This window comes from Catalinimonas alkaloidigena, from assembly GCF_029504655.1.
Classification (GTDB): Bacteria; Bacteroidota; Bacteroidia; order Cytophagales; family Cyclobacteriaceae; genus Catalinimonas; species Catalinimonas alkaloidigena.
Map to the genome: position 1 here is coordinate 4,587,456 of NZ_JAQFIL010000001.1, position 23,057 is coordinate 4,610,512.

The window sequence follows — 23,057 nt, forward strand, 5'->3', positions numbered from 1 at the left end:
CGCTTAAAAAGAGATATCCAAACCTAAAAATACGCTACGGGCCTGGGGATAAGCTTCCACATCCACGCCAGCGCCAAACAAACCGGTAGCTTTGGTACCGCTATTCCTTCCTATTTCAGGGTCATAGCCGCTGTACTGCGTGAGGGTCAGCAAGTTTTGTCCACTGATACTTACCCTGGCGTTTCCTATGCCTATTTTATCAGTAAGCAAAGAAGGTAAATCGTAGCTCAGCTGTATACTCTTCAGGCGGAGGTAAGAGCCATCTTCCACATAGAAAGAAGAAGAGCGCTTATTATTCGCAGGATCAATCACAGTGGCCCGCGGGATATTTGTATTTGTGTTTTCGGGAGTCCAGGCGTCCAGCACATCGGTAATTTTATTACCCCCATCATCAAATATGAACTGAAATTTCTTGGCATTCCAGATATCTACTCCTTCAACTCCCTGTAAAAACATACTTAAATTGAAGTTTTTGTAGGTTGCATTAAAGATCATTCCGTACTCAAAATCAGGAATAGGATCTCCTAAAAATGTTCTGTCATCATTGTCAATATTTCCATCCTCATCCAAATCAACAAAGTTGAGGTCTCCCAGTTGGGCATTGGCACGTCCGTCAGCGTTTATTTCTTCCTGGGTCTGGTAAATTCCTTCTACCACATGTCCGTAAAAACTTCCCAGAGGGTAACCTGCCTCAGTACGGGTAGCCACCAGCGATTGTTGAGTGAAGCCTCCTCCTGAGATTGGGCTTACACCCTCACCCAATTTGATTACTTCATTATCCAATACTGTGAAGTTAGCCGTAACACTAAACTGAAGGCCGTTGCCTACGGGAAGATGGTTATAGGTTCCGGAAAATTCAAAGCCTCTGTTTTCAATGGTAGCGGCATTCTGAGTAATTGAGCTCCCCACCCCACCATACACCGGTATGGGAAGGTCAGTCAGAATATCTTCAGAACGTTTATTAAAGTAATCCAGGGTAATGGAGATTTTATCATCCATTAAGCCAATGTCAGCACCTATATCCGTAGTCTTGGTTGTCTCCCAGACCACATTAGGATTAGCAAAATTGGTAAGGGCTGTTCCTGACTGACGACCACCGTCAAAGAAATAATCGGTATAGATATTCAAGCCGGTAATTGTCACATAATTACCGATATTCTGGGACCCCAACTCACCATAACTACCTCTTAGCTTTAAGTCACTGACAAAACCTTCGGGAAAGAAAGCTTCATCACTAACCCTCCAGCCCAGTGAGATAGAAGGGAAGGTACCATAACGGTTTTCTTCAGTGAAGCGGGAAGAGCCATCTCTACGGATGGTAGCGCTGAGCAGATACTTGCCATCATAGTTATAGTTTACCCTGCCCAGGACAGACTGAAGGGCATATTGTTGCAAATTACCCGTAGAGTTAATCTCTTCATTAGCTGCATCTACCACTCTCAAATCATTGGTAGCGAAGTCTGTTACCTGCGCACCCACACTCCGGCTTTCGCCAACCTGCTGGGTGAAACCAGCCAGCAAGTCAATATTATGCTTCCCGAAAGCCTTATTATAATTCAGTGTATTCTCTACCAAGCTTCCCAGGCTGCGAACCACATTTTCGTTGAGGTCGGCCACATCATTGAAAGCTTCCTGAGAAGTACTGAAAAAGAAAGTAGGAGTAAAATTATAATTATGGGCTACAGTGTAGTCAATCCCTACATTTAGTTTATAGGTAAGTCCGTCAATGAATTCGTACTGCGCACTCACATTCCCCAGTATCCCATCTGTAGTATATCGGTTATCATTAAGTTTAGCCAAACCATACCAGTTAATACCTCTAGCCACGCCATGGTAAGCAGGCTCAATCCCTGCGAATCCGCCATCATTGGTCTCATCATATACCGGAATGGTGGGCAGTTCACCACGCTCTCTGCCAAAGTAGGTATTAGGGTTGTTTACTTCCCGAGCCAAGGACAATGACTCTTCAATTTTGAACCTACCCTTGGTAAAAGATGAGTTAGCTCTGAAATTATAACGTTTGAAATCCGAATCTACCACTATCCCTTCCTGATCAAAATATTGGCTGGAGATATAAAAGGTGGTATTCTCATTTCCACCGGATATACTCAGATTTAAATCTGTGACAGGAGCAGGGTTAATAGATAAATCCTGCCAGTCAGTATCTACTGAGGGGTCAAATTCTGCATCATTGGCTAATGCGCGGGGCTGACCATCATTATCATTGGCAAGGTTACGATAGTCAGCGTATTGGCGGGCATTGAGAAAGTCAAACGTGCTGGTGGGTCCCTGGGTACCGAACTTTGAACTAAAATTAATCTGTGTTTCACCCGCAGACCCTCGCTTGGTAGTCACAATAATTACTCCATTGGCGGCCCGGTTTCCGTAAATAGCCGCTGCGGCTGCATCTTTCAATACCTCTACCGACTCTATATCGTTGGGATTAAGGAAAGACATGGAATTGGTAATATTACCATCAATAACATAAAGCGGCTGATCATTACCAAGTGTGCCCGAACCACGAATTACGATATTAACCCCGGCTCCTGGAGCACCACCACCGTTTTCTACCCTTACCCCGGCCACTTTACCCTGGATCAATCCGGCGGAGTTAGCTGTAGTTACATTATTAAGGTTTTCAGAAGATATAGAGCCTATCGCGCCCGTTACATTAGCTCTTTTCTGGGTACCATAACCCACTACTACTACTTCTTCTAATTGTTTGGTGTCTACCTCAAGGCTTACATCAATCGTATTTCTGTTCCCTACTTCTACTTCCTGTGACAGGTAACCAATAGAAGAAAACACGAGCACATTACTGCCTTCACCCCTGAGGTTGATACGGTAATCTCCCTCAACATTGGTTACAGTTCCGTTGGTAGTTCCTTTTTCCAATACTGTAACTCCGGGTAGAGCATCCCCTTCGCTATCAGTGATTTTTCCGGTTATCGTTTTTTGCTGGGCATAGGTTACGGAGACAGCCATAAATAAAAATATAAATGTATACAGGCATAGTCTCCTCCCCTGAATGGAGTATAAGTTTGTCATAGTCATAGGTTGTTGTGTTAAAAGTTTCAGGCTGATACAAATCTACCGGAAGTAGACAGATCAATAAAACTATTACAATATTAGTCAAATAGTTTTGCTATAACTACCACACTTTCTACCTAGTACAATACTTTTTTTGCAAAAAACGTCTTATTTTTATCATAAATGCACAAAAAGCTCAGATTATTGTGTAAATTTTGTGCCTATTTCAATCTATCCTGCAAACCCTTAACTTATGAAAGCCGAGCTGATAAGCCGCTCTATACACCAAGACAGTTCCTTTTCTTTAGAGAAGCACTGCTACAAAAGCTTCCTAAAAAAATGGCATTACCACCCTGAACTGGAACTGGTAATCATAGTGGAAAGTACCGGTACCCGATTCGTGGGTGACAACATTGAAAAATTTTCACCCGGAGAGATTGTATTGCTTGGCCAGAACCTCCCCCATCTCTGGCTGAATGATAAAGCTTACTTTGCTGATAATTCAACGTTAAAGGCAAAAGCTAATGTGGTTCACTTTAGTGAAAATTTCGCCGGAGGGTTATTTAATATCCCTGAGTTTTCTGGCATCAAGCACTTGTTCGAGCGTGCCCGCCGAGGAATCAAATTTGAAGGGTTAGGAAATGAGGATATAGTACATAAGATCAACGAAATGTATAATCTTGAAGGTTTTGAAAAAGTGATGCGCCTGCTAGATATCCTTCATGAGCTATCCAATTACCCGCATGCGACTTTGCTTTCAAGTGCTGGCTTTGTAGATAATTTTAAGAGTAAGCAACATCACAAACTTATAGTGGTATATGAGTACATCATGAATAACTTTAAGCAGGAAATCACGCTGGATAAAGTAGCGGAACTGGCCAGCATGAATCCTTCTGCTTTCAGCCGTTATTTCAAAAGCATTAATAAAAAGACCTTTACCCAGTATCTCAATGAGGTCAGAATTGGTTATGCCTGCAAACTATTACAGGAACACCGTTACAATATTGCTGAAGTGTGTTTTGAGTCTGGTTATAATAATATTTCCAATTTCAACCGGCAGTTCAAATCATTGAAAAAAATGTCTCCTACTGCTTACCTCAAGATGTATGCCCAGCTAGAGTATAATTAAGGTGATAGAGTTGAGGTATTATGAAGCGATAGTGTTATGGTTAAAAGCTATGAAATTTTGATATACTTCACATCAAGTGATAGTCATCTGCTATAGCGTTTTAAAACCGTTCAATCCAGTAATAACCCTAAGCACCAGAACACGATCAACCCCAAACTTTACAACTCCAGATGTTTTGAAGCTACGGTATGCCCTAAAAAGATTGCTGCCTTACTGTCAAAATCCTCAGTAGACTCGGTGGTATAAAAAACTACCTGCCCGTTTTTGCTGCATCGTTCCTCCAGGTCCGGGTGGTGTTCCAGATAGCTTAATAAACTATGCGTAACAATCTCGCCCTGCGTAAGCAGTCTGATATGTTCCGGCAGATACCTGCTTATCTTACTGCTAAGCAGAGGGTAATGCGTACAGGCCAAAGCGATGGTATCAATCTGTGAGGATTGAGCCAACAACTGGTCCAGATGCTTCTGTATAAAATAATCTGCCCCTCCCGACGTATGCTCATTATTTTCTACCAAGGGTACCCACATCGGGCAGGCTTCCTGAAAGACTTTTACCTGAGGAAAAAATTTGTTGATCTCAATGATATAAGATTCAGACTTTACAGTTCCGACCGTTGCCAGTATGCCTACATGACCACTTTGAGAAAGCGTACCAATGATCTCAGTCGTAGGACGAATCACACCCAGTACCCGGCGATAGGGGTCCATCAGTGGCAGGTCACGTTGCTGTATGGTACGCAGCGCTTTGGCAGAAGCCGTATTACAGGCAAGTATCACCAAACGACAACCCATAGCAAAAAGATGTCTTACGCATTCCAGGGTGTAACGGTACACCGTCTCATAGGAACGAATTCCGTACGGCACACGGGCATTATCGCCCAGGTAAATATAATCGTACTGGGGTAGCGTTTTGACAATTTCGCGAAAGATGGTGAGTCCTCCGTAGCCGGAGTCAAAAATACCGATAGGGCCATGTATCTGTGTCTGAGGAATCAAGCTGCAATCAGTGGTTTGAGTTTAAATTCACGATCTGACCAACAATTATCAAACCAATGCTGATGAAAAATATGTCTTCTTTTCTGCTATTTTAAACCTTTAATTAAATAAACACTATAAAATTAGTTTATCTGTTAAACTGATTATTGAATTAACTAATTAACATACAATAATACGCAAGTATTTCTACAAGACATTTGTTAGTATATACTTATCATTAATCCAAATATTTCAATATATAATTCTGATATTATATAAAAATATAGAATTATATTTTTTATTCATCTCATAAAAGTTACTTTAGCGGTTAATAAACGAGCAAACAGCCAAATAATTCACCCTCTTAATGGCTGCTTACTTATAATCTTTAATCTTTTTTTCGGATGACTTCATAAAAAAGCGAAAGTGCTGCAACACCTTCGCTTTCTAGCATTCTCCCCTGTAAGACATATGCCTGCAAGCATATAAGGGGATCATTGTTCATTATAAACATGGTAATTTATGAAATTTTCTCTACCTAAGCTTCACGCAGCAGGATTTTTTGTCTTGCTGGGATTTCTTCTTCTTCCTTATCACAATTCACTCCTGGCACAAAGTAGTCGGCCGGTCAGCGGAACGGTCACAGACACTAACGGTGACCCTATCCCCGGGGTAAATGTTTTGGTCAAGGATACAGAAAAAGGGACGATCACCAACATTAATGGGGCATACAAACTATCGGTCACCCAGGAAAACCCCACGCTGATCTTCTCCTTTATCGGTTATCTTTCCAAAGAAGTGGCTCTCGGAAGTAAGTCAGCGCTCAATGTTACGCTCTCTTCAGACACCAAGCAGCTCTCTGAGGTCATCGTATCCGCCCTGGGGTTTGAAGAAGATGCTGATATACAGGGTTCCACCCAGTCAGTAGTGGAAGGGCAGCAGCTCGCTTCCTCCGGAGAAACCGGGCTGATCAATGCCATATCAGGTAAAGCTTCGGGTGTACAGATCACTCAGCAAAGCTCCGATCCGGGTGCTGGCTCATTCATCCAGATCAGGGGAATGAGTACAATTGCCGGTAATACGCAACCACTGATTGTGATTGATGGTATTCCCATTAGCAACACGCTGGAAGGCAATAGCTCCGGTGGAGGTGGAGTGAAACAGCAGTCGCGACTCAATGACATCAACCCCAACGACATCGCTTCCATGACCATCCTGAAAGGAGCAGCAGCGGCAGCGCTCTGGGGTTCAAGAGCTGCCAATGGTGTGATTAACATCACCACCAAACAGGGGAAGAAAAGTGATAAGATCAACATCAGCTACAGTACTACTTTTTCGCTGGACAGGATTAACAAATTCCATCCCCGTCAGAATAAGTTCGGACAAGGTAGCAATGGCGAATACGATCCTACCGATTCCCGTTCCTATGGTGATAAGATCTCGGAAAGGTCAGGTGGCAATGACTTAGTTGACGAAAGTGGAGCGTTCTTTGAAGCCCTGGGCGGCACCCGCTACTACCCTATCCTGGAAAGAAATTCTCAGGAAGAGTTTGTGGACGATAACTATGACGCAATATTTGGCGATGGCTTCTATTTTGACAATAATCTGAATGTCAGCGGCGGAGATGATAAAACTACTTATTATTTCAGCCTGGGTAACTTTAATCAAAAAGGCATACAGCAGGGCAACAGCCAGTACCGCCGTACTACGATACGATCTAATTTACAGCACACCTTCAATTCAGTGGTTGAAGTTCAGAGCAATACGGCCTACATCAACAGCCTGGCTGACCGGATTCAGCAGGGAAACAACACTTCCGGTTCCATGCTGGGCTTGCTGCGCAATCCACCTGACTTTAATGTACGTGACTACAAAGGATACTACTACGCCAATGAAAATGCCAGTCCTATTCTCCGTCAGCGATCGTACAGGCGTTACCTGGGTAATGATCCTTACCCTATTTACAATAACCCGCTTTGGCCAATCAATGAACAGGAAAACTCAACCCTGGTCAACCGTTTTATCAACAGCACACAGTTTAAAATAACTCCTGCAGACTGGTTTCACATCATTGCCCGGGGAGGGATTGACAGTTATACCGATGAGAAAATTAACTACTTCCCTATCAATGACTCCGCTAACCGGGGTAATGGTACTTTTACCGAGCAGATCACCAAAGAAAGTGAACTTAATCTTGACCTGATCACTAGGTTTTTCCAGACCATCGGGACGAACTTTGGAGCTACATATACAGTAGGTTTTAATCTGAACAGCAGAAACTATTACAATACTTCTACCCAGATCAATAACTTTCTGATTGATGACGGTCCCATCAGCTTTTCCAATGCAGTAGTATCTGACCGTTTTCCCTCTAATGAGAAGCGGGAGATCCGTACTTCAAGGCTTTATGCTACTGCGAATTTCTCAGCTTTTGACGCCCTATATCTAAACATATCCGGAGCGGCGGAAACTTCCTCTACTTTTGGAGATGAATCTGACAAAACTTTCTATTACCCTTCAGCCGATCTCGCCTGGCAGTTTACGAATCTGAATGCGCTGGACAAGCTTAACTTTCTATCCTTTGGTAAGTTGAGGTTGGCTTATGGTATTGTTGGTATTCAGCCGCTTCCTTACCGTACCACTACCGTCTTTGTACCGGCTACCTTTTCTAATTCGCCTTTTGGGGATAACCTGAACGGAGCACAGTTTGGTGAAGGCGCTTTCTTAAGAAGTACCGAGCAGGGTGATAGTGAGTTGAAGCCGGAAAGAAAGACTGAATATGAAATCGGTACCGACCTCAGATTTTTCAACGACAGGCTGAATACCAGTTTTACTTACTACCAGAACAAGGTAGTAGACATGCTTATTCCGGTTACGCTGGCACCTTCGGTAGGTTTTTCAACCCAATACACCAATGCCGCCTCACTGGAGAACAAAGGTATTGAGATTGATGTCAATATAGATGTCATCAGCACACCACAACTGCTCTGGAGTGTATACGCAAACTTCAACCGCAACAGAAATAAAGTGCTCAGCCTGGCAGGAACAGAATCCCTTTTTCTGGAAGGTCGTGAAGGAAGAGCTGACTCCCGTGCGGTAGTAGGACAGCCCCTGGGTGTGATCTGGGGAGGTAAGTTTGCCGAAGATACGGAAGGCAACCTGATTCTGGACGAGAATAATTTCCCTACCGTAGCCACACAAAGTGGTGTGATCGGAGATCCCAACCCTGACTGGCGGGGTGGTCTGGGAAGTACGCTATCTTTCAAAAACTTCACTCTGGATTTTCTCTTTGAAACAAATCAGGGAGCGGATTTTCACAATGGTACCCGTGGGGTAATGTATAATTTTGGCACCCATGCCGATACCGGAAATGAGGTAACTTTAGCCCAAGACTTACAAAACTATGCCGGTGAAACCATTCCGGCAGGAAGTACCGTCAGAGGTAATATTACCGACTGGGGAGGTGGACCAGTATTACTGGACCAAAGTTTCTACACTGATCTGGGTAGCGGGTTCGGTCCTGTCAACCAACAGTTTATCTCTGATGGTAGCTGGACCAGGCTACGCAAAGTATCGCTGAGCTACCGCCTGCAGACACCCGGCTTTCAGGAAGCCACCAGACTGAAATCTGTAGAGATCTCGCTCAGCGGAAGAAACCTGTTTCTGTGGACAGATGTGGTGGGCATTGACCCTGATACTAATCTGGGAGGAAGTTTCTTTACCAAGAACATGGACTACTTCAATACACCGGGATCCAAGTCCTACCTCGTTTCTCTTATCATTAATTACTAATCCCCTTTCAACTGAACAAGATGATGAACAGACTATATAAAACACTCTGCTTACTGCTCAGCTTTATAACTATTACCGCCTGTGAAGATATCGTGGAAGGCGTAAATGATAATCCCAACAATCCTACGGATGCCTCTCTCTCACTCATGCTCACCGGTATTGAGGTAGCGAATATAGCGGTACAATCAGGTCACGCGGCACGAGTGGCAAGCATCTGGTCAGGCTATCTGCACGGCGCTGACCGTCAGCACTCAGCTATCAATTCCTACATCATTGACGGAGACTCATTTGACCAGAGCTGGGAGAAGATTTATGCCAATATTATTGGCAATGGCAACCTGATCATTGATAAAGCTACTGCGATTGACAACCGCCTGGTGATGGGTATTACCAGGGTAATCCAGGCCAACATTCTAGGCACTGCTACTGCGGTTTTTGGGGACATTCCCTTCTCACAGGCAGATAACACCAGTGAATTTCCCAACCCTGCTTTTGATGCCCAAGCGGATGTTTACACTGGCTTACAAAACCTTCTGGATGACGCCATTCTGGACCTGGAAACAGGTAAAGGCTCTATTGATGTCGCGGAAATATATTTTGGCGGAGATGGAGCAAAATGGCTGGAAGTGGCACATAGCCTGAAAGCCCGCTATTACCTGGAGTCCAGACAATATCAATTGGCTTATGAAGAAGCTATGCTGGGCATCAGTAGCCTGGGAAACTCTCTGCTGGCTCCTCATGGCGGTACTGCCGGACAGAATGAAAACCTTTACCATTCCTTTCTTGAAGGGGGCCGCTCCGGAGATATTGATGCCAGCGGTACATACATCACACAAATATTAGACCCGACCAATCCTCTCTATCGTGGCAATGCGAAAACCGATGAAGAAGCTCGTTTCAATTACTATTTCAAAAATATAGATGATCCGGCCAATATCACGCCCAATACTGAAGGCACAAATGCTTTCGGAGGTATCTTCGCCGTAGATGCCTCTTATCCGCTGGTCACTTATCAGGAGAATTTGCTCAGCCTGGCTGAGTCAGCGCTCAGAACGCTGGGACTGAATGCCGGTTTGGAGGCATTAAACGATTATCGTAGTTTTATGAACGAGGGAGGTTACCTGAACCCCGCCTATCAGACAGAAGAATATAGCGCCATGTACTTGCCTTATGAAGCTGCTGATCTGGAGGCAGGCGGAATGTTGAATCCACAGGGAGTTAGTGCTGAAGAAGCCTTACTCAATGAAATTCTCATGGAGCGATATATTGCCTTCTTCGGACAGATCAACGGTTTCAACGATATTCGCAGGAGCAGATCGGAAGGGCTGGGAGTACAGCCTCCACCTAATGCGGGTAATGCGTTGCCTGAGCGCTTTATTTACAGCCAGGCGGAAATCAACTCTAATACGAGCGCACCAGAGGATATCCCTGGAATCTTTGTTAAGACACCGATTAATAATCTTTAATATACATCCAATGATTTTAAGCAAACACTACCTAAGCCTGACCTTATGTTTTACCATTATCACGCTATTTGCTTTTTCTGAAATCCGTGCACAACGAAGTGTAGGCGAGGCCTGGACTACCCGCTCGGAAACGATAGCCCAAAATGGGATGGCAGCTACCAGTCAGCCGTTGGCAGGACAGGTCGCTATTGATATTTTGAAGCAGGGCGGAAATGCGGTAGATGCTGCCATAGCCGCCAATGCGGTGATGGGGCTTGTTGAACCCACTGGCAATGGCATCGGCGGAGACCTCTTTGCCATCATCTGGGATGCCAAGAATGAAGAACTATACGGCTTGAATGCCAGTGGCCGTTCACCCAAAAGCCTCAAGCTCTCTTACTTTCAGGAGAAAGGTCTGGACTTCATACCTTATCTGGGACCTTTATCCGTTTCAGTTCCCGGCTGTGTGGATGGCTGGTTTACTATGCACGAACGGATGGGTAGCATGCCAATGCGTGAGATTCTTCAGCCCGCCATCAATTATGCAAAGCAGGGCTACCCGGTTACGGAGATCATCGCTGCCCGCTGGGCCAGAGAAGTAGCTCGCCGCATTGCGTATCCTGGCTTTAAAGAGACTTTTACCATAGATGGCAGAGCACCTCACAAAGGTGAAGTTTTCAAAAATCCCGACCTGGCCAGTACGCTGGAAAAGATAGCCGAAGGAGGTCGTGACGCATTCTACGAGGGAGAGGTCGCCCGTACCATTGATAAGTATATGAAAGAGAATGGCGGCTTTCTCTCCTACGAAGACCTCAGAGATCATACTTCAGAGTGGATTGATCCGGTATCTACCAATTATCGTGGATACGATGTGTGGGAGCTTCCCCCTAACGGTCAGGGAATTGCAGCCCTGCAAATCCTTAACCTGCTGGAACCCTACGACATCAAGGGTATGGGCTTCGGCAGTACCGACTATATGCACCACTTTGTTGAGGCTAAAAAACTGGCTTATGAAGACCGGGCAAAATACTATGCTGACCCGGACTTCAATGAGATTCCGGTAGATCAGCTTATCTCTAAAGCCTATGCGGATGAGAGAAGAAAGCTTATTGATCCCGACAGGGCAGCAGAAAAACTGGACGCCGGTGAGCTCAATCAAAGCCACACCATTTACCTCACGGTGGCCGACAAAGATGGCAATATGGTTTCGCTGATCCAGAGCAATTATGCGGGTATGGGTAGCGGCATGGTGCCTACCGGATTAGGCTTCGGCCTGCAAAACCGGGGGCAGCTCTTCAATGTGCAGGACGAAGACCATTTCAATGTATATGCACCTAACAAGCGTCCTTTTCATACGATCATCCCTGCTTTCGTCACCAAAGATGGAAAGCCTTTCATGAGCTTTGGCCTTATGGGAGGCGCTATACAACCTCAGGGTCACGCACAGATTCTGATCAATATGATAGACTTTGGCATGAACATACAGGAAGCAGGTGACGCACCCCGTATCAATCATTCCGGATCTTCTCAGCCAACAGGCTCAATTATGACCGATGGAGGGACGGTCTATATAGAGGAAGGCTTCTCTCCTATGGTGGTGCGTGAGCTAATCAAGAAAGGACATGATGTGCAATACGGACGCCCCGATGGTTTCGGAGGTTATCAGTCTATCATGTATGATGCAAAAAATGGAGTGTATTACGGTGCCTCAGAAAGTCGCAAAGACGGGCATGCCGTAGGTTACTAAGTTTTACCTGATACAGTAATTTTCCCACCCGGCAAAATCAACATAAAATTTTTCCGGGTGGATTTTCTTATTTCTTCTTGGTCTTTGCTTTAGCTTCTGCCTTTTCTTGATTCTCTTTCACCCGGTAGCGCACAATTTCGCTGATCAGCTCATAGGGTAAAGCACGGCCTAAAGGAAACTGTACCGAGCCTTTGGCAAATTTATACTCTACGAGTTTTCTTTTAAAGGCTTCTATACCGGAAGCGCCCGGATAAAAACCAATATGATTTTTATAAGCAGAAAAATGCACCAGGTTCTTTCCGTTCATTTTGAAAGTAGGTATCTGATAAGAGATAGCTTCTTCAGCCTCCGGTGCAGCTTTATGAATAGTTGCCCTCACTTTTTCTAAAACTTCCTGTATATCCTGCGGAAAATCAGCAATGTATTCGTCTATAGTTTCGGGCTTGGTTTTCTCACTTTTCATGGGCAGATTAAATAGTTTGGTTGTTGGGCTTATTGTTGCGATCTCATCAATTTAGAAGATTTTGATGAAAATAGCGAATGCTATCCAATAAGGTAGAGTAGTTTGAAACTTAAACTTTGGAATGGACCTCTTCTACACTTTCCTTAGATTAAGGCAAAGTAAGAGCATCAAGCTATTTGAAAGCAGGAATAAGCCTGTCCAAGCTCCAGGGTACGAGTACTATCAAGGCAATTCCAACCATTGATATCCACCAGGCCTTCTTTCTTAATCCTTTATACTTTTCTGTAGACATATGCTTATCCATTGGATATTTTGCCATCTTCCTGAAAAGGAGCTTAAAAGCATAGTAATAGGGAGCAAAAATTAATATGCCTACAATAAGTTGAATGAAGAGGTTTTCTTTTATGAAAGGTGAGACAGCAATGCCTGCTTTGTATTGCAGTACCGCAATGATAAGTGATAAAGCCATGTAGTAGCTGGAGAATATAAGCATAAGCATAGTCTGGTACTTCTTTTTTGCATAAGCTGTGCCATTTCGTTTGCTAAGCATGTTAAAGAAAAAATCTCTCAAATCTATCAGTTGCTGCAAAAGCATATGTTTGTTTTGTTGGTCACAAGTTATGCTTCACTAAAGTTGAAGGAGAAGACATATTTTTATTCAGTTCTTCTTTTTCCAATCCAATTATTGCCTGAGTATTCAAACATCTGTCTAATATTTGCTTTCTCTATTTTTTCAATAATGTTTTTGGCAGGACGGAAAATGGGTATTGCCTGGAATCTATTTCCTCCATAAATATATATATTACCCGTTTTTCTATCATAAAAGTATCCTTCAATACTTACTTCTGTTCTTGAATCTAGGTTTATACTCAAAGCTGTTAATCCTTGATTATCCACTACTTCAAATCCTTTTGAATCATAGTTAAACTTACCGCTATTATTTGCATATCTATACCAAACATTATTTTCAATTTCAACTATCAAATTACCATATATATCATATATCGTTATACTCACTTTTAATTTTCCATCAACTATCTTAATAGGAATTAGATCACGACCACCAATACTAATATATCCTGGGGGATTATTACTCTTAAGACTTCTAACATTATTACCGACTTCTACACCTCCAGCTCGGACTATCAAAGTTTCACTATCCTCTAAGGGTTTATCATATTGAAAATCAAGAATACCAGTTAAAGCATTTTCTGCTGAAGCTTTTTTAATTAATTCATTTGAAGTAGTTGTTAGCTTTTCAACTTCTTCAATCAATTCATTTGCTTTATTTGTAAGCTGAATGTTGTGTTGGGTGAGAGAACGGTTTTCAGCTACAATAGTATCAATACGGGTTGAGATTTGGTTGTTTATGTCAGATAAATACTTGATCTCTTTACCTAATTTTAGATTCAAAGAATCATACTCTTCCATTCTGTTTAATTGCCTATTACTCTGTACATTTGACCAAAATGCTGCTATAGCTGCAATAATAGTAACAATTAATATTATGAAGGGGTATATTAATGAAGCATCTATTTTCATTGTACTTGCTTTGATATTGTTTTTTTCCTCCTAAATAACCTTCTTTTAAGTTGTACTCTTTACTCCCAAAAAGATACAGCAATTTCAAAATTTTACCAATCCCGGCAAAAGCGCATTTTTAGCGTAGCTCATTTTTCTGCTTGGCGCCTTTTTTAGAGTGGTAAGAATGAGGTGATTTTCCTTTAATTGGGTAAGAAAAATGGCAAAACACTGCTGCATGTCCATTGAAACGACTGATTCAGTACATCTGTAGTGCTACATGTCCGCTGAACTTACATATTCAGTACACCCGCAGCACCGTTTGTCCACTAAATCACTTCATTCAATGCTGTTGCATTACTGTTTCTTCACTGAATCAAGTGATTCAATGGACTTGCAGCGCTACATCACCTCTCATCCAAGTGTTTTAGTGGGCTTGCGGCACTGCATGGCTTTTGAAATGAGTCATTCAGTCCGTGTGCGGCATTACATTGGCAGTGATTTTCTGTAAAGGTAAGTTTTGCGGCTTTTCAGTAGAACTAAGTTCGCATGAAGAACTCATTTTCAGCCTCCCGGCTTCCATCAAAATAATGCCTGCTTCTACATACATGGCAACTGGCTTTTTCTTTTACTTCAAATTTATGTGAATCAACAGAAAGGACTAAACTTTTCTCTACAATGTCATGCTGACCGCAGGGAAGCATCCTTTCTCTGCATGGAAAAGATCCCTCCGCCTTGCTGCGGGATGACTTTATGAAAAGATAATACAGCGTACCCAGAGAGGTAAGGATTATATTGTTTGGCAGGAAGGTTACCACGCCAAGCAACTCATTAGCAGTAATTTTCTTGATCAAAAGCTAAACTATATACACAATAATCCAGTCATAGCAGGACTGGTGAGCAGGCCGGAAGACTATCTCTACTCCAGCGCAAGGAATTATGCCGGTGAATCAGGAATACTTGATGAAATTGAGTTTTTGTGATCTGTATGTAATACGGTCGCATTGCAAATGCGACCTAACATACATATAAGATAGTCCACATTAAGCAGATGCGACCTAACTCGTAAAGACTAAGTGGCGCCAGGCTAAGTCGCATTTGCAATGCGACGCCTGACCAGCACTTTCAACACTTTATACACTACACCACATACGTATCCCAGACGGAGCCGGCGAATAGCTTGCCAAATTTGGCTACGGCAGCCGTTGCGTCAAGAGCACTCTTAGGGTGAATAGCCTGCATGGTGGTCATCTGTTTGGCAAAGTCTTTCGGCTTAATTTTGAGTATGCCTTTGCCTGCTAATACCCCCTTTTCATCCTCTTCTTCATACACGCTGATGTAAAGCACCGTGGTATCTTCCCACAAATCAAAGCCTTTGTCATCGTGGATGTCTTTGAAGCCGCGGAAGTAATAGGTTTTGCCATCCCGGCTGTGCATCAGCATGCGGTAGTCCATTTTCTTACGATCTTCATCCTCCGGGTCAGTAATGAAGAGATTAAACTTTCCCTCGCTAATGGTCAGCGGATGCTCACTAAGGACAGGCGCATTGACGGTGCCCATCATCCCGGCTTCATGCGCTTCCTCTTCTACAAAACGGTCAATATCATCGCTCTGTACGGTAAGGGTAAAGTCAAAAGATGAGCCTGCTTTCTCTCCTGCCTCATACGCTTTTTGGTAATCCTCTTGCTCATCGGTGGAGAAGAAGCCAGTCATCTTTTCGGTAAACTGTATACCGGTAGTGGGTTCTTCTTCCGGCTTATCGGCAATCTCAGGGAAAGCATAATCCAGTTGGCAGCCCATTTCTTTGGCAATGAGCTGGCAGTTACGCTCCGCTAAGCCTGAAATGGTGAGCAAAGGGTTGGTACCCACTGAGCGGGGAATGATGGCACCATCCATGATATACAATCCTTCGTGCAAAGCAGTGCCCTGCTTGCCGGAGAAGACCTGCCCTTTATGGTCTACCACACCTGTTTCCGCACTTTCGCCCATTACACAACCACCCAGCGGATGTACGGTTACTAAATCGTAGTCCATCAGTTTGGTAAAGGCGGGGTTCTTGACATAAGATCCGCCCAGGGCTTTGGTAGCCTGGTGTAATTTCTCCCCTACCTGATTGAAGATCTTTTGCTTTCCTACTCCTTTCCAGCTGATGTCAATACGGTCATGCTTCAATGACATCTTGCCACTGGAGTCATCATGCGCCATGACCAGATAGACCTGTGTATTGTTCAACGCTCCGTAATAAGGGCCTCTTACCATGCTTTGCAGTTCGCGCCACTTTTCTTTGAAAAAGTCGGAAAGATTGCGATCGGTATCCCTGCCAAAGATGCGGGTAAAATGCACGATGGAGGATAAGACGACCTTACCAATGGCTCCGGGTATGCTGCCTTCTTCCAGGGTCATGCCATCTTCCAGTTTTTCTTTATTGCGTATATCAATCACACTAGTGATACATGGGCCTACATCGCCCATCTCATCTTTCTTCAGAATTTTACCTATGCCTCTGACAGGTGTATCACAGTTGTAGCCAAAGCCCAGCACATCACCATTCCCGGTAAAGCGTTGTCCTACCATATCGGAAGCACTAAGTCCTTTTGCTACTGATCGCAGTAAAATCTCTGTGCTGCCTAAAGCGCCCGCGCTTAGAAAGACTTTTTTGGCACGGACAAAGAGAGAAGGAGCGTCAAACTTATCCCGCCCGGCACCCAACACATCAAAATGTACCAGCCAGGCGTTGCCCTGTTTTTCTACATAGCGAACCGCCACTTCGGTAAATATCTCCGCCCCGTGGTTTCTGGCGTCGGGCAGGTAGTTCATTTGTGTTGTATTTTTGGCAGAATGATTACAACCACTCACACAGTCGCCGCAATTGTTGCAGCTTTTCTGATGCACGCCCACATGATTGACCTGCTCTTTGAAGTTTACATTGATATCCAGGAGCCTGAATTCTTCGTTCATCGCTTTGGCTGAAGCACGCATCCCTTCTGTTTTGGCCAACACTTTATAACCATTCTCTCCTTCAGGATAAGGAGTGGGTTTCAGCATCTCACGAGCACGGGCGACACCAAAATCCAGGGCAAGTTTATCTTTACGCAGAGCTTCCGGCCATTTGGGGTCATCAAACACCCTGTCTTCCGCTTCAATGGAGACATTGGCGTTGATGAGGGAAGTGCCACCCAGCCCACAGCCTTTGAGCACGCTGATATCTTTGCCTACGACAAAGTCAAATAGTCCGTTTTCTGCCCCTAGTTGCGTTTTACCTTTAGACATATGCATTTCATTAGCGGCATCTACTACCGAGCTGGGAAATTCACCTGGCAAAAACTCCTTTCCTTTCTCCAGCAGGCAGACAGACCGGCCACAGCGGGCCATACGTGAAGCAGCAATGCCTCCTCCATATCCTGATCCTACGACTACGACATCATATTCGGGTTTTAAGTTGCTCAGTAGATTTGACAAGCGTTTCATGGCGGTTGAATTTTATGTGTATAGGCTGTTCTATAAGTTCGTACTTGATAGGCTTCCCTTCAAAGCGCGGTTTTTCTTCAGTCCCTTTATTTGTCCAGTGATGCACTACTCTTTTCACACCTATGGGATAAATTGTAACCCCCTGTGCGGTGATGTGGAAGCGAAGAAAGTTTTTGTAGGTTGTCTCTCTAAAGGATGAAAAAGATTCGGTAGGATGAGACTGAAATACTAAAGAGCTGATCAGTAAGTACACGCCAAAGATGAAACCCGCGGATAGAGCGCCAATGGTCAGCATCTCGGTAACAAAAAGTATCGTATAGAGCAGAGAAGCAATTCTCCACTCATGCATTTGGTTATAAATTTCTCCGAAGGTTTCACCGGTAAGCATCAGGGAGTTGACCCGGGAAAAGAGCCAAAGCAATACATACAGATTGATCACGTGCGCAATACCATGAAAGACACCCGCTATCCAATTCCACTTCCCCCGTCCGAAAGAAGTATCGGTAAAGCCTAACACCCCTACGATGAGGATCAGATTCATGATGATACCAAAGGGGTTCAGCACCAGCGCATCATTGACGATAAGAAAAATTTCTCCCAGATTATCCAGCTGATAAGGCACTTCAGCCAGCTGGCTGGTGATGGTAGTATCTGACATACTTTGTAGAAACCAGATGATAAAGAGATAGATAAAGCTCAACATCATGGTCATTTCCCGATTAATAAAAGGAAAAAGCAGGTTTTTGAAAGCCAGCTTTCGCGATTCTGTCCTTGAAGGATACGTTTTTTTGAGTTCAGCATGATGCTCATCGGCGGTGATCAGGTCATCTTTGAGCATATGCGTAGGATGCATGAAGGCCCCCCCTCCCCCGGCTGTAATCAGGTGGCCGCCCCCCTGATCTTCCAGAATTTCGTAGCGGGAATAGTGATGCAGATCGCCGGAAATCGTAGCCAGCAGCTTAAGCTTTTTGGAAGGGCAGTCTTTACGTTTTTTATCTTTTAGCAGTATATGTCTTTCAATGAAAAATTTAAGGTTATCATAGGTATCATTACTTTTGTCAATAGAATCAAAGATCCAGGCAGGCTCGGCAGTACAGAGGATAATCGTATCTCCATCTTCCATCTCATCATTCACGATCTCAGTAAAATACTCACGCTGCGGACGGTCAATGTCGGCATGCAGTTGTACATCTATGCCCCACAGCCAGCAGCGATGCGGCAGTTTGATAGCAAAATAACTACGTTTCTGCTTGGTAAGCCAGTTGCCAATCGCCCGATCCTGACAAAAAAGCTTGATAAAATTGGTGAGCCCATCGTACCAGTCATGATTACCGGGAATGGCAAAGAGATGGGGTCGGTCTTCATCATTTTCCTGCCAGGGAAACGCCGCATTATACGGCCCCTGCATACGATTTTTATATTCAATTACTTCAGGCGTAGGGTATACCTCATCTCCCCCCATGACCAGCACTTCTCCTCTTTTGATCTCCTTACCATCAACCTTAAGAGAAGGCTGGGCAAGGAGATGTGCCATAGTGTAGGTGGAATTGAAGCCATCACCAATGTCAGCTATATAATCTACCCATATTTCTTCGTTGTCAGAATAATCAAAAGATTCGTTGGCACTCAGGGCAGCCTGTATTTCCCGTTTGTCAGCAAAGTTGCCGAAAAGGGAAGAGATTATTGTCTTAAGGCCGGTTGTAGCCAGCAATCTCACATTATACCAACGAACCATGGGTTGACGATCAAATTTCATAGATTAGGGATTACGCGTATAGTTTCTTTACCATCTGATATTTTTCCTTCAAACGGATTCCACCCTGCCCATTGCTCGTCAGCTTATTGTTCAGCAACTGTTTAAGTCTGTTACCGGCGGTTTGCCGGAGATGCCCTTCACACAAGTTTTCCTGCTGGTCATCAAATAGCTGTAGCTTTACCTTTTTAAACTCAAGGCCTAGCAACCAGTTGGTCACAGAATGAAGTTGAATACTTGCCTTGAGTACATATTTTTGCGCTTCATGGACAAAAGTAGAATCTATCTCAAGATAAGAAGCTTTGTCCTTTTTTATAATGTTGGCCTGGTTTTCTTTGGTGCAAATCTCCCTGCCTAATGCTTCAATATATACACTGGCGACTGCGCTGATTGAGAGTTGCCCGTTTATTTCCCTGACCGTAAAGGACGGGTGATAAGCCATAGCACTTATTTTTCCTCCAAACTTCGTTTTACCTTCATAGGATTGACGGAAAGTAAATTGCCTGCCCGGCTCTTTCATGCGGGTGCTATTGGCATCAAAGGCTACTCCTTCAGTCTTCATGCGCTTCAGGTAATTTAAAGCATCTACATAGCCCATATTGATGAGGGTGTTCGTATCTATTTTGTTAAAAAACAGATCAGGGTCCAGGGGCAGGGGATATTCCGGCTTGATGACATGCAGACGGATAGGCTTTCGCTGTCCGTAGGGCGAATCCCCGGCAGCTATTCTTTCATTCAAAGCTTTGATCTGGGCATACTCTTCCAGCAAGCCGCCGTTAGCACTCATCTCAATCATATGGACGTACTGATTAAAGAATCCGGGCAGATATTCTTTGGTATTACCGATGGCCCAGACCAGCCAGATTTCTTCGGCACCTTTCCGCACCGCTTCCATCAGGTTAGCATCTTTGATCCAGACCGCATCACTGTACCAGTCATCATTAATTTTGATGGCGGGCATAAAGATGGGCAGTGAAACTCCGGCAATCAGATGATCTTCGGTAACATTACTATGAGGAATAGCTTCTATCGTTTTATGGCTGAAGTTACAGACATTGAAAGTCGCACACACCTCTTTATTTTCTCTAATCTTTTTCAAGTCAATTCCCAGCTGAGGAAATACCTTTTGCCGTATGCCATCCGCATCGCCGAAAGCTGCCATGCTGGCCAGTTTCAAATAATTTCTAGCCGGACGCAGCGACATAAAGCTACTGATATTCAGGCTTCTCCAACGCTTACACATCTCTTCCGTTTCGAGCCCGGAGGCTAGCATTCCTGCATTGAAAATTCCTCCTGAGGTGCCATCCACATGTTGAAACCGCAAGCTGTTTTCCTGCAAAGCCTGCAGCACCCCTGCCTGATATGCCAGCCTTACACCTCCTCCCGCCAGTATCAGTGATCTTTTAGGCTGAGTATTATCCTGATGCAATTGTATAAGCTTAGGTAGGGACATAGGCTTGTATACTTTGTCGGGTGTGCAGATAAATGAAGATAAAACCTATGATTTCGTAAATCATAAAGAAGTACATCATCCAATTGGGAGAGCCTTCGTAAGCTAAGGATGCTACTCTTGCCAGGATGCCGGAAGCCATAATGACCAGGAATAAGCTGTTAAACTTCTTCTGCGTGAAAATTTCCCTGGTAAACAGTAAGGCAAATAAGCCAAATCCAAATTCCAATGCTCTTAAGAAGCGATACTGACTGAGCAGGTTGTTACGTATTCCTTCAGGTAATTCACTCGTATCCAGCCCCATCAGAAGCGAAAAATCCAGATGCGCATTGAAAAACGCGCCCCAGATTCCTGCCAGACAGACTAGCCCGATATAGGTGTAAAAGAAGAAGTAGCTAATGAACTTCATGGTTGCGCAGGCTTCTTAGGTAGTACAAAAACAGCAACCCTGAAAAAAGATCAAAGAGGGCTACTCCGGCAGCAATCGGACTAAATATCTCATAAATTATGCCCAAGCTAACCGCCGCAAAAGCTCCGATCTTCTGAAATGAAGCCCATAATATGGCCACTTCGTTTGTATAAGCACTGTAGATCGCATGCAGCACCATACCTCCGAAAAGTGTCATAAACATACCTACGATAGCAAAAAAGTGCATAGAGGTAGCGCTTATACTTGCACCAATAAACCCTAATACAAAGCCAGGAGCAACTACTTGTGTAAGTCCTGAGGCTACTGTTATTACTGAAATAAGAATGACCAGAAAGCTAAGGTACTTTTTCATACACTAAGCCGCCTCAAAAGATACTTCACGCTGCTGTGGCTGCTGATTCTTCTGCCGGGCTTTGGCGATAAAGAAATACATGGTAATGCACCACATGATCGTAAGAATGATCCAGCGCACATCATTAAGAAACATCCATTCATTTAATAATGCCCCAAGTTCCTGAGGATCAGTCACTCCTGCTTTGAACTTATTATTGACCCTTTCAATAAACAATTGCTGCACAATGACTGGCGCCAGCAGGCCGATAATCCAGGCCAGCGGCACCCAACGAAATTTAGTTTTCCATTCACTGATCAGCATGATCACAATAGCAACTGCCATGATCGGAATGGTAATGAAGAAGAACTGAGTGGCAGTGTCAGTGATCGGAATGATCGCATCATAATAATTATCTACATTCAAGGTAGTGGGATAATTAGGAAACCAGAAGAAGTGCAGCGACCAGAAAAGCCCCAGGTATATGGAGGCACAAAAGAAGATATAGGCGTTGTTGATGTCTAGCAGTGTTCGTTTCATAGCGATTTAATTTCAGATTGAAGATTATCTTTTGAGGCGGTTCGTTTACATATTAATCATTGCTCCACATTTTGAAAGTTTTCAAGTGCTGTCAGGAAGCTATCCATAGACACAATATGAGGTAAATGACCTCCCGGCATTTCAATAAGGTTTGCATCGGGCAAATGAGAAGCAAGTTCATCAACGATTAAGTGCAGATTTGGCGATGACCCACTGCCCTTCACCAGCATTACAGGTAAATTGAAAGCCATCAGCCGATTCAAATCATCTCTTTGGGCATAAATGGCCGGAAGATTTTGTAGTGACTGTCTGTAATCAATCCACTGTGGCCACATGGGATGCTCCTGCGCAGATTGTCCTTCTCTTAGCACTCCTGCATCCCGCAGGAAGGCTGCAAGCATTTCTTCAGTAATATCACCCATAAATTGATTGTGAAAATTAATCGTCTTTTGTATTTCATCATCAATCAACTTTCTTTCCTGAAGTACCCAAAATGCAGGAGGCTCAATGAGCGTCATCGTACGAATACGCTCAGGATAGCTTAGCGCATAATCCAGTAATACCAAAGCACCAAAAGACCATCCTACGACATCAATAGGGCTATCATAAACTAAAGAATCAAGTGCTGCTGCAAGCGCCTGGCTTTCCATCTTTACTGAATAGTCAGAGGGTAAAGATTGATTTTCAAACCCATACGCTACATTGATGAGCTGCACACGAATTATTTTTTTCTCTTTTGCAATAAATATATGCACAAAAGGCTCCCAACCTATCCAACCGGTTAGGCCGCCTGGAACAAGTAGCAGAGGACTTCCTTCTCCCTCAACTTTTACCTGCATTTTTATTGCTTCAGCCATAGATGTTTTGTCTAGAATATCTGCTGTAGGTTCACTTTCTGATACAGTTTTGCATGAAATCACTTGATAAATGAGTACTGTAAGTGCTAAATAGTAAGTGATCCCTTTTAACCTTTTCATCTGACCC

General features: G+C 43.9%; 17 protein-coding genes. 4 read left to right on the top strand and 13 right to left on the bottom strand.

What is annotated here, in order from left to right:
* Nucleotides 1-3 precede the first annotated feature (3 nt).
* On the bottom strand, nucleotides 4-2,985 hold the full coding sequence (locus OKW21_RS18700; RefSeq protein ID WP_277482002.1) for a SusC/RagA family TonB-linked outer membrane protein: 2,982 nt from the start codon (nucleotides 2,983-2,985) through the stop codon (nucleotides 4-6).
* A gap of 298 nt (nucleotides 2,986-3,283) precedes the next feature.
* Between OKW21_RS18700 and OKW21_RS18705 the strand changes: the two genes are divergently transcribed.
* On the top strand, nucleotides 3,284-4,159 hold the full coding sequence (locus OKW21_RS18705) for an AraC family transcriptional regulator (RefSeq protein ID WP_277482005.1): 876 nt from the start codon (nucleotides 3,284-3,286) through the stop codon (nucleotides 4,157-4,159).
* A 158-nt stretch (nucleotides 4,160-4,317) separates the two neighbouring features.
* Here the strand turns inward: OKW21_RS18705 and murI are convergent, their stop codons facing one another.
* Nucleotides 4,318-5,154 (bottom strand): glutamate racemase, encoded by an 837-nt coding sequence (gene murI / locus OKW21_RS18710; protein ID WP_277482006.1) that lies wholly within the window; start codon nucleotides 5,152-5,154, stop codon nucleotides 4,318-4,320.
* Between the two features lie 501 nt (nucleotides 5,155-5,655).
* Between murI and OKW21_RS18715 the strand changes: the two genes are divergently transcribed.
* From OKW21_RS18715 to ggt, 3 genes are read left to right on the top strand one after another with little or no spacing between them, the layout of a single operon-like run.
* The gene (locus tag OKW21_RS18715) at nucleotides 5,656-8,925 is read left to right on the top strand and encodes a SusC/RagA family TonB-linked outer membrane protein (RefSeq protein ID WP_277482008.1); all 3,270 of its coding nucleotides are present in this window, start codon (nucleotides 5,656-5,658) and stop codon (nucleotides 8,923-8,925) included.
* A 20-nt stretch (nucleotides 8,926-8,945) separates the two neighbouring features.
* The gene (locus OKW21_RS18720) at nucleotides 8,946-10,391 is read left to right on the top strand and encodes a SusD/RagB family nutrient-binding outer membrane lipoprotein (protein ID WP_277482011.1); all 1,446 of its coding nucleotides are present in this window, start codon (nucleotides 8,946-8,948) and stop codon (nucleotides 10,389-10,391) included.
* A 10-nt stretch (nucleotides 10,392-10,401) separates the two neighbouring features.
* The gene (gene ggt, locus OKW21_RS18725) at nucleotides 10,402-12,117 is read left to right on the top strand and encodes a gamma-glutamyltransferase (RefSeq protein WP_420870115.1); all 1,716 of its coding nucleotides are present in this window, start codon (nucleotides 10,402-10,404) and stop codon (nucleotides 12,115-12,117) included.
* 67 nt (nucleotides 12,118-12,184) lie between these two features.
* On the opposite strand, the gene OKW21_RS18730 is transcribed toward ggt, so the two are convergent.
* From OKW21_RS18730 to OKW21_RS18780, 11 genes are all read right to left on the bottom strand, one after another.
* Nucleotides 12,185-12,580 carry an iron chaperone gene (locus tag OKW21_RS18730; RefSeq protein WP_277482014.1) on the bottom strand — a complete coding sequence of 132 codons (396 nt, stop codon included), beginning with the start codon at nucleotides 12,578-12,580 and terminating at the stop codon, nucleotides 12,185-12,187.
* Between the two features lie 172 nt (nucleotides 12,581-12,752).
* Nucleotides 12,753-13,175, bottom strand: a complete 423-nt coding sequence (locus OKW21_RS18735) for a hypothetical protein (RefSeq protein ID WP_277482017.1) — start codon at nucleotides 13,173-13,175, stop codon at nucleotides 12,753-12,755.
* A 59-nt stretch (nucleotides 13,176-13,234) separates the two neighbouring features.
* Nucleotides 13,235-14,122 carry a hypothetical protein gene (locus tag OKW21_RS18740; RefSeq protein ID WP_277482021.1) on the bottom strand — a complete coding sequence of 296 codons (888 nt, stop codon included), beginning with the start codon at nucleotides 14,120-14,122 and terminating at the stop codon, nucleotides 13,235-13,237.
* A 518-nt stretch (nucleotides 14,123-14,640) separates the two neighbouring features.
* Nucleotides 14,641-14,955: a hypothetical protein gene (locus OKW21_RS18745; protein ID WP_277482024.1), complete on the bottom strand. Its 315-nt coding sequence runs from the start codon at nucleotides 14,953-14,955 to the stop codon at nucleotides 14,641-14,643.
* 286 nt (nucleotides 14,956-15,241) lie between these two features.
* Nucleotides 15,242-17,569: a GMC family oxidoreductase gene (locus OKW21_RS18750; RefSeq protein WP_277482026.1), complete on the bottom strand. Its 2,328-nt coding sequence runs from the start codon at nucleotides 17,567-17,569 to the stop codon at nucleotides 15,242-15,244.
* A complete protein-coding gene (locus OKW21_RS18755) occupies nucleotides 17,523-19,325 on the bottom strand; it encodes a metallophosphoesterase (RefSeq protein ID WP_277482028.1) in 1,803 nt (600 codons plus the stop codon). Before OKW21_RS18755 ends, OKW21_RS18750 begins: the two co-directional genes overlap by 47 nt.
* Nucleotides 19,326-19,335: 10 nt before the next feature.
* Nucleotides 19,336-20,775 (bottom strand): patatin-like phospholipase family protein, encoded by a 1,440-nt coding sequence (locus tag OKW21_RS18760; RefSeq protein ID WP_277482032.1) that lies wholly within the window; start codon nucleotides 20,773-20,775, stop codon nucleotides 19,336-19,338.
* On the bottom strand, nucleotides 20,762-21,181 hold the full coding sequence (locus OKW21_RS18765; RefSeq protein ID WP_277482034.1) for a DUF4345 family protein: 420 nt from the start codon (nucleotides 21,179-21,181) through the stop codon (nucleotides 20,762-20,764). Before OKW21_RS18765 ends, OKW21_RS18760 begins: the two co-directional genes overlap by 14 nt.
* Nucleotides 21,168-21,554, bottom strand: coding sequence for a patatin (locus OKW21_RS18770; protein ID WP_277482036.1), 387 nt, complete (start codon nucleotides 21,552-21,554; stop codon nucleotides 21,168-21,170). The genes OKW21_RS18765 and OKW21_RS18770 overlap by 14 nt, the downstream gene beginning before the upstream one ends.
* A gap of 3 nt (nucleotides 21,555-21,557) precedes the next feature.
* Nucleotides 21,558-22,073, bottom strand: a complete 516-nt coding sequence (locus OKW21_RS18775; RefSeq protein WP_277482039.1) for a hypothetical protein — start codon at nucleotides 22,071-22,073, stop codon at nucleotides 21,558-21,560.
* 56 nt (nucleotides 22,074-22,129) lie between these two features.
* The gene (locus tag OKW21_RS18780) at nucleotides 22,130-23,050 is read right to left on the bottom strand and encodes an alpha/beta fold hydrolase (RefSeq protein WP_277482041.1); all 921 of its coding nucleotides are present in this window, start codon (nucleotides 23,048-23,050) and stop codon (nucleotides 22,130-22,132) included.
* Nucleotides 23,051-23,057 lie beyond the last annotated feature (7 nt).

Bases quoted from the DNA above. Each gene is read 5' to 3' on its own strand.
- OKW21_RS18700 (WP_277482002.1), bottom strand. From the start codon at position 2,985: ATGGCTGTCTCCGTAACCTATGCCCAGCAAAAAACGATAACCGGAAAA.
- OKW21_RS18705 (WP_277482005.1), top strand. From the start codon at position 3,284: ATGAAAGCCGAGCTGATAAGCCGCTCTATACACCAAGACAGTTCCTTT.
- OKW21_RS18715 (WP_277482008.1), top strand. From the start codon at position 5,656: ATGAAATTTTCTCTACCTAAGCTTCACGCAGCAGGATTTTTTGTCTTG.
- OKW21_RS18720 (WP_277482011.1), top strand. From the start codon at position 8,946: ATGATGAACAGACTATATAAAACACTCTGCTTACTGCTCAGCTTTATA.
- ggt (WP_420870115.1), top strand. From the start codon at position 10,402: ATGATTTTAAGCAAACACTACCTAAGCCTGACCTTATGTTTTACCATT.
- OKW21_RS18730 (WP_277482014.1), bottom strand. From the start codon at position 12,580: ATGAAAAGTGAGAAAACCAAGCCCGAAACTATAGACGAATACATTGCT.
- OKW21_RS18735 (WP_277482017.1), bottom strand. From the start codon at position 13,175: ATGCTTTTGCAGCAACTGATAGATTTGAGAGATTTTTTCTTTAACATG.
- OKW21_RS18740 (WP_277482021.1), bottom strand. From the start codon at position 14,122: ATGAAAATAGATGCTTCATTAATATACCCCTTCATAATATTAATTGTT.
- OKW21_RS18750 (WP_277482026.1), bottom strand. From the start codon at position 17,569: ATGAAACGCTTGTCAAATCTACTGAGCAACTTAAAACCCGAATATGAT.
- OKW21_RS18755 (WP_277482028.1), bottom strand. From the start codon at position 19,325: ATGAAATTTGATCGTCAACCCATGGTTCGTTGGTATAATGTGAGATTG.
- OKW21_RS18760 (WP_277482032.1), bottom strand. From the start codon at position 20,775: ATGTCCCTACCTAAGCTTATACAATTGCATCAGGATAATACTCAGCCT.
- OKW21_RS18765 (WP_277482034.1), bottom strand. From the start codon at position 21,181: ATGAAGTTCATTAGCTACTTCTTCTTTTACACCTATATCGGGCTAGTC.
- OKW21_RS18770 (WP_277482036.1), bottom strand. From the start codon at position 21,554: ATGAAAAAGTACCTTAGCTTTCTGGTCATTCTTATTTCAGTAATAACA.
- OKW21_RS18775 (WP_277482039.1), bottom strand. From the start codon at position 22,073: ATGAAACGAACACTGCTAGACATCAACAACGCCTATATCTTCTTTTGT.
- OKW21_RS18780 (WP_277482041.1), bottom strand. From the start codon at position 23,050: ATGAAAAGGTTAAAAGGGATCACTTACTATTTAGCACTTACAGTACTC.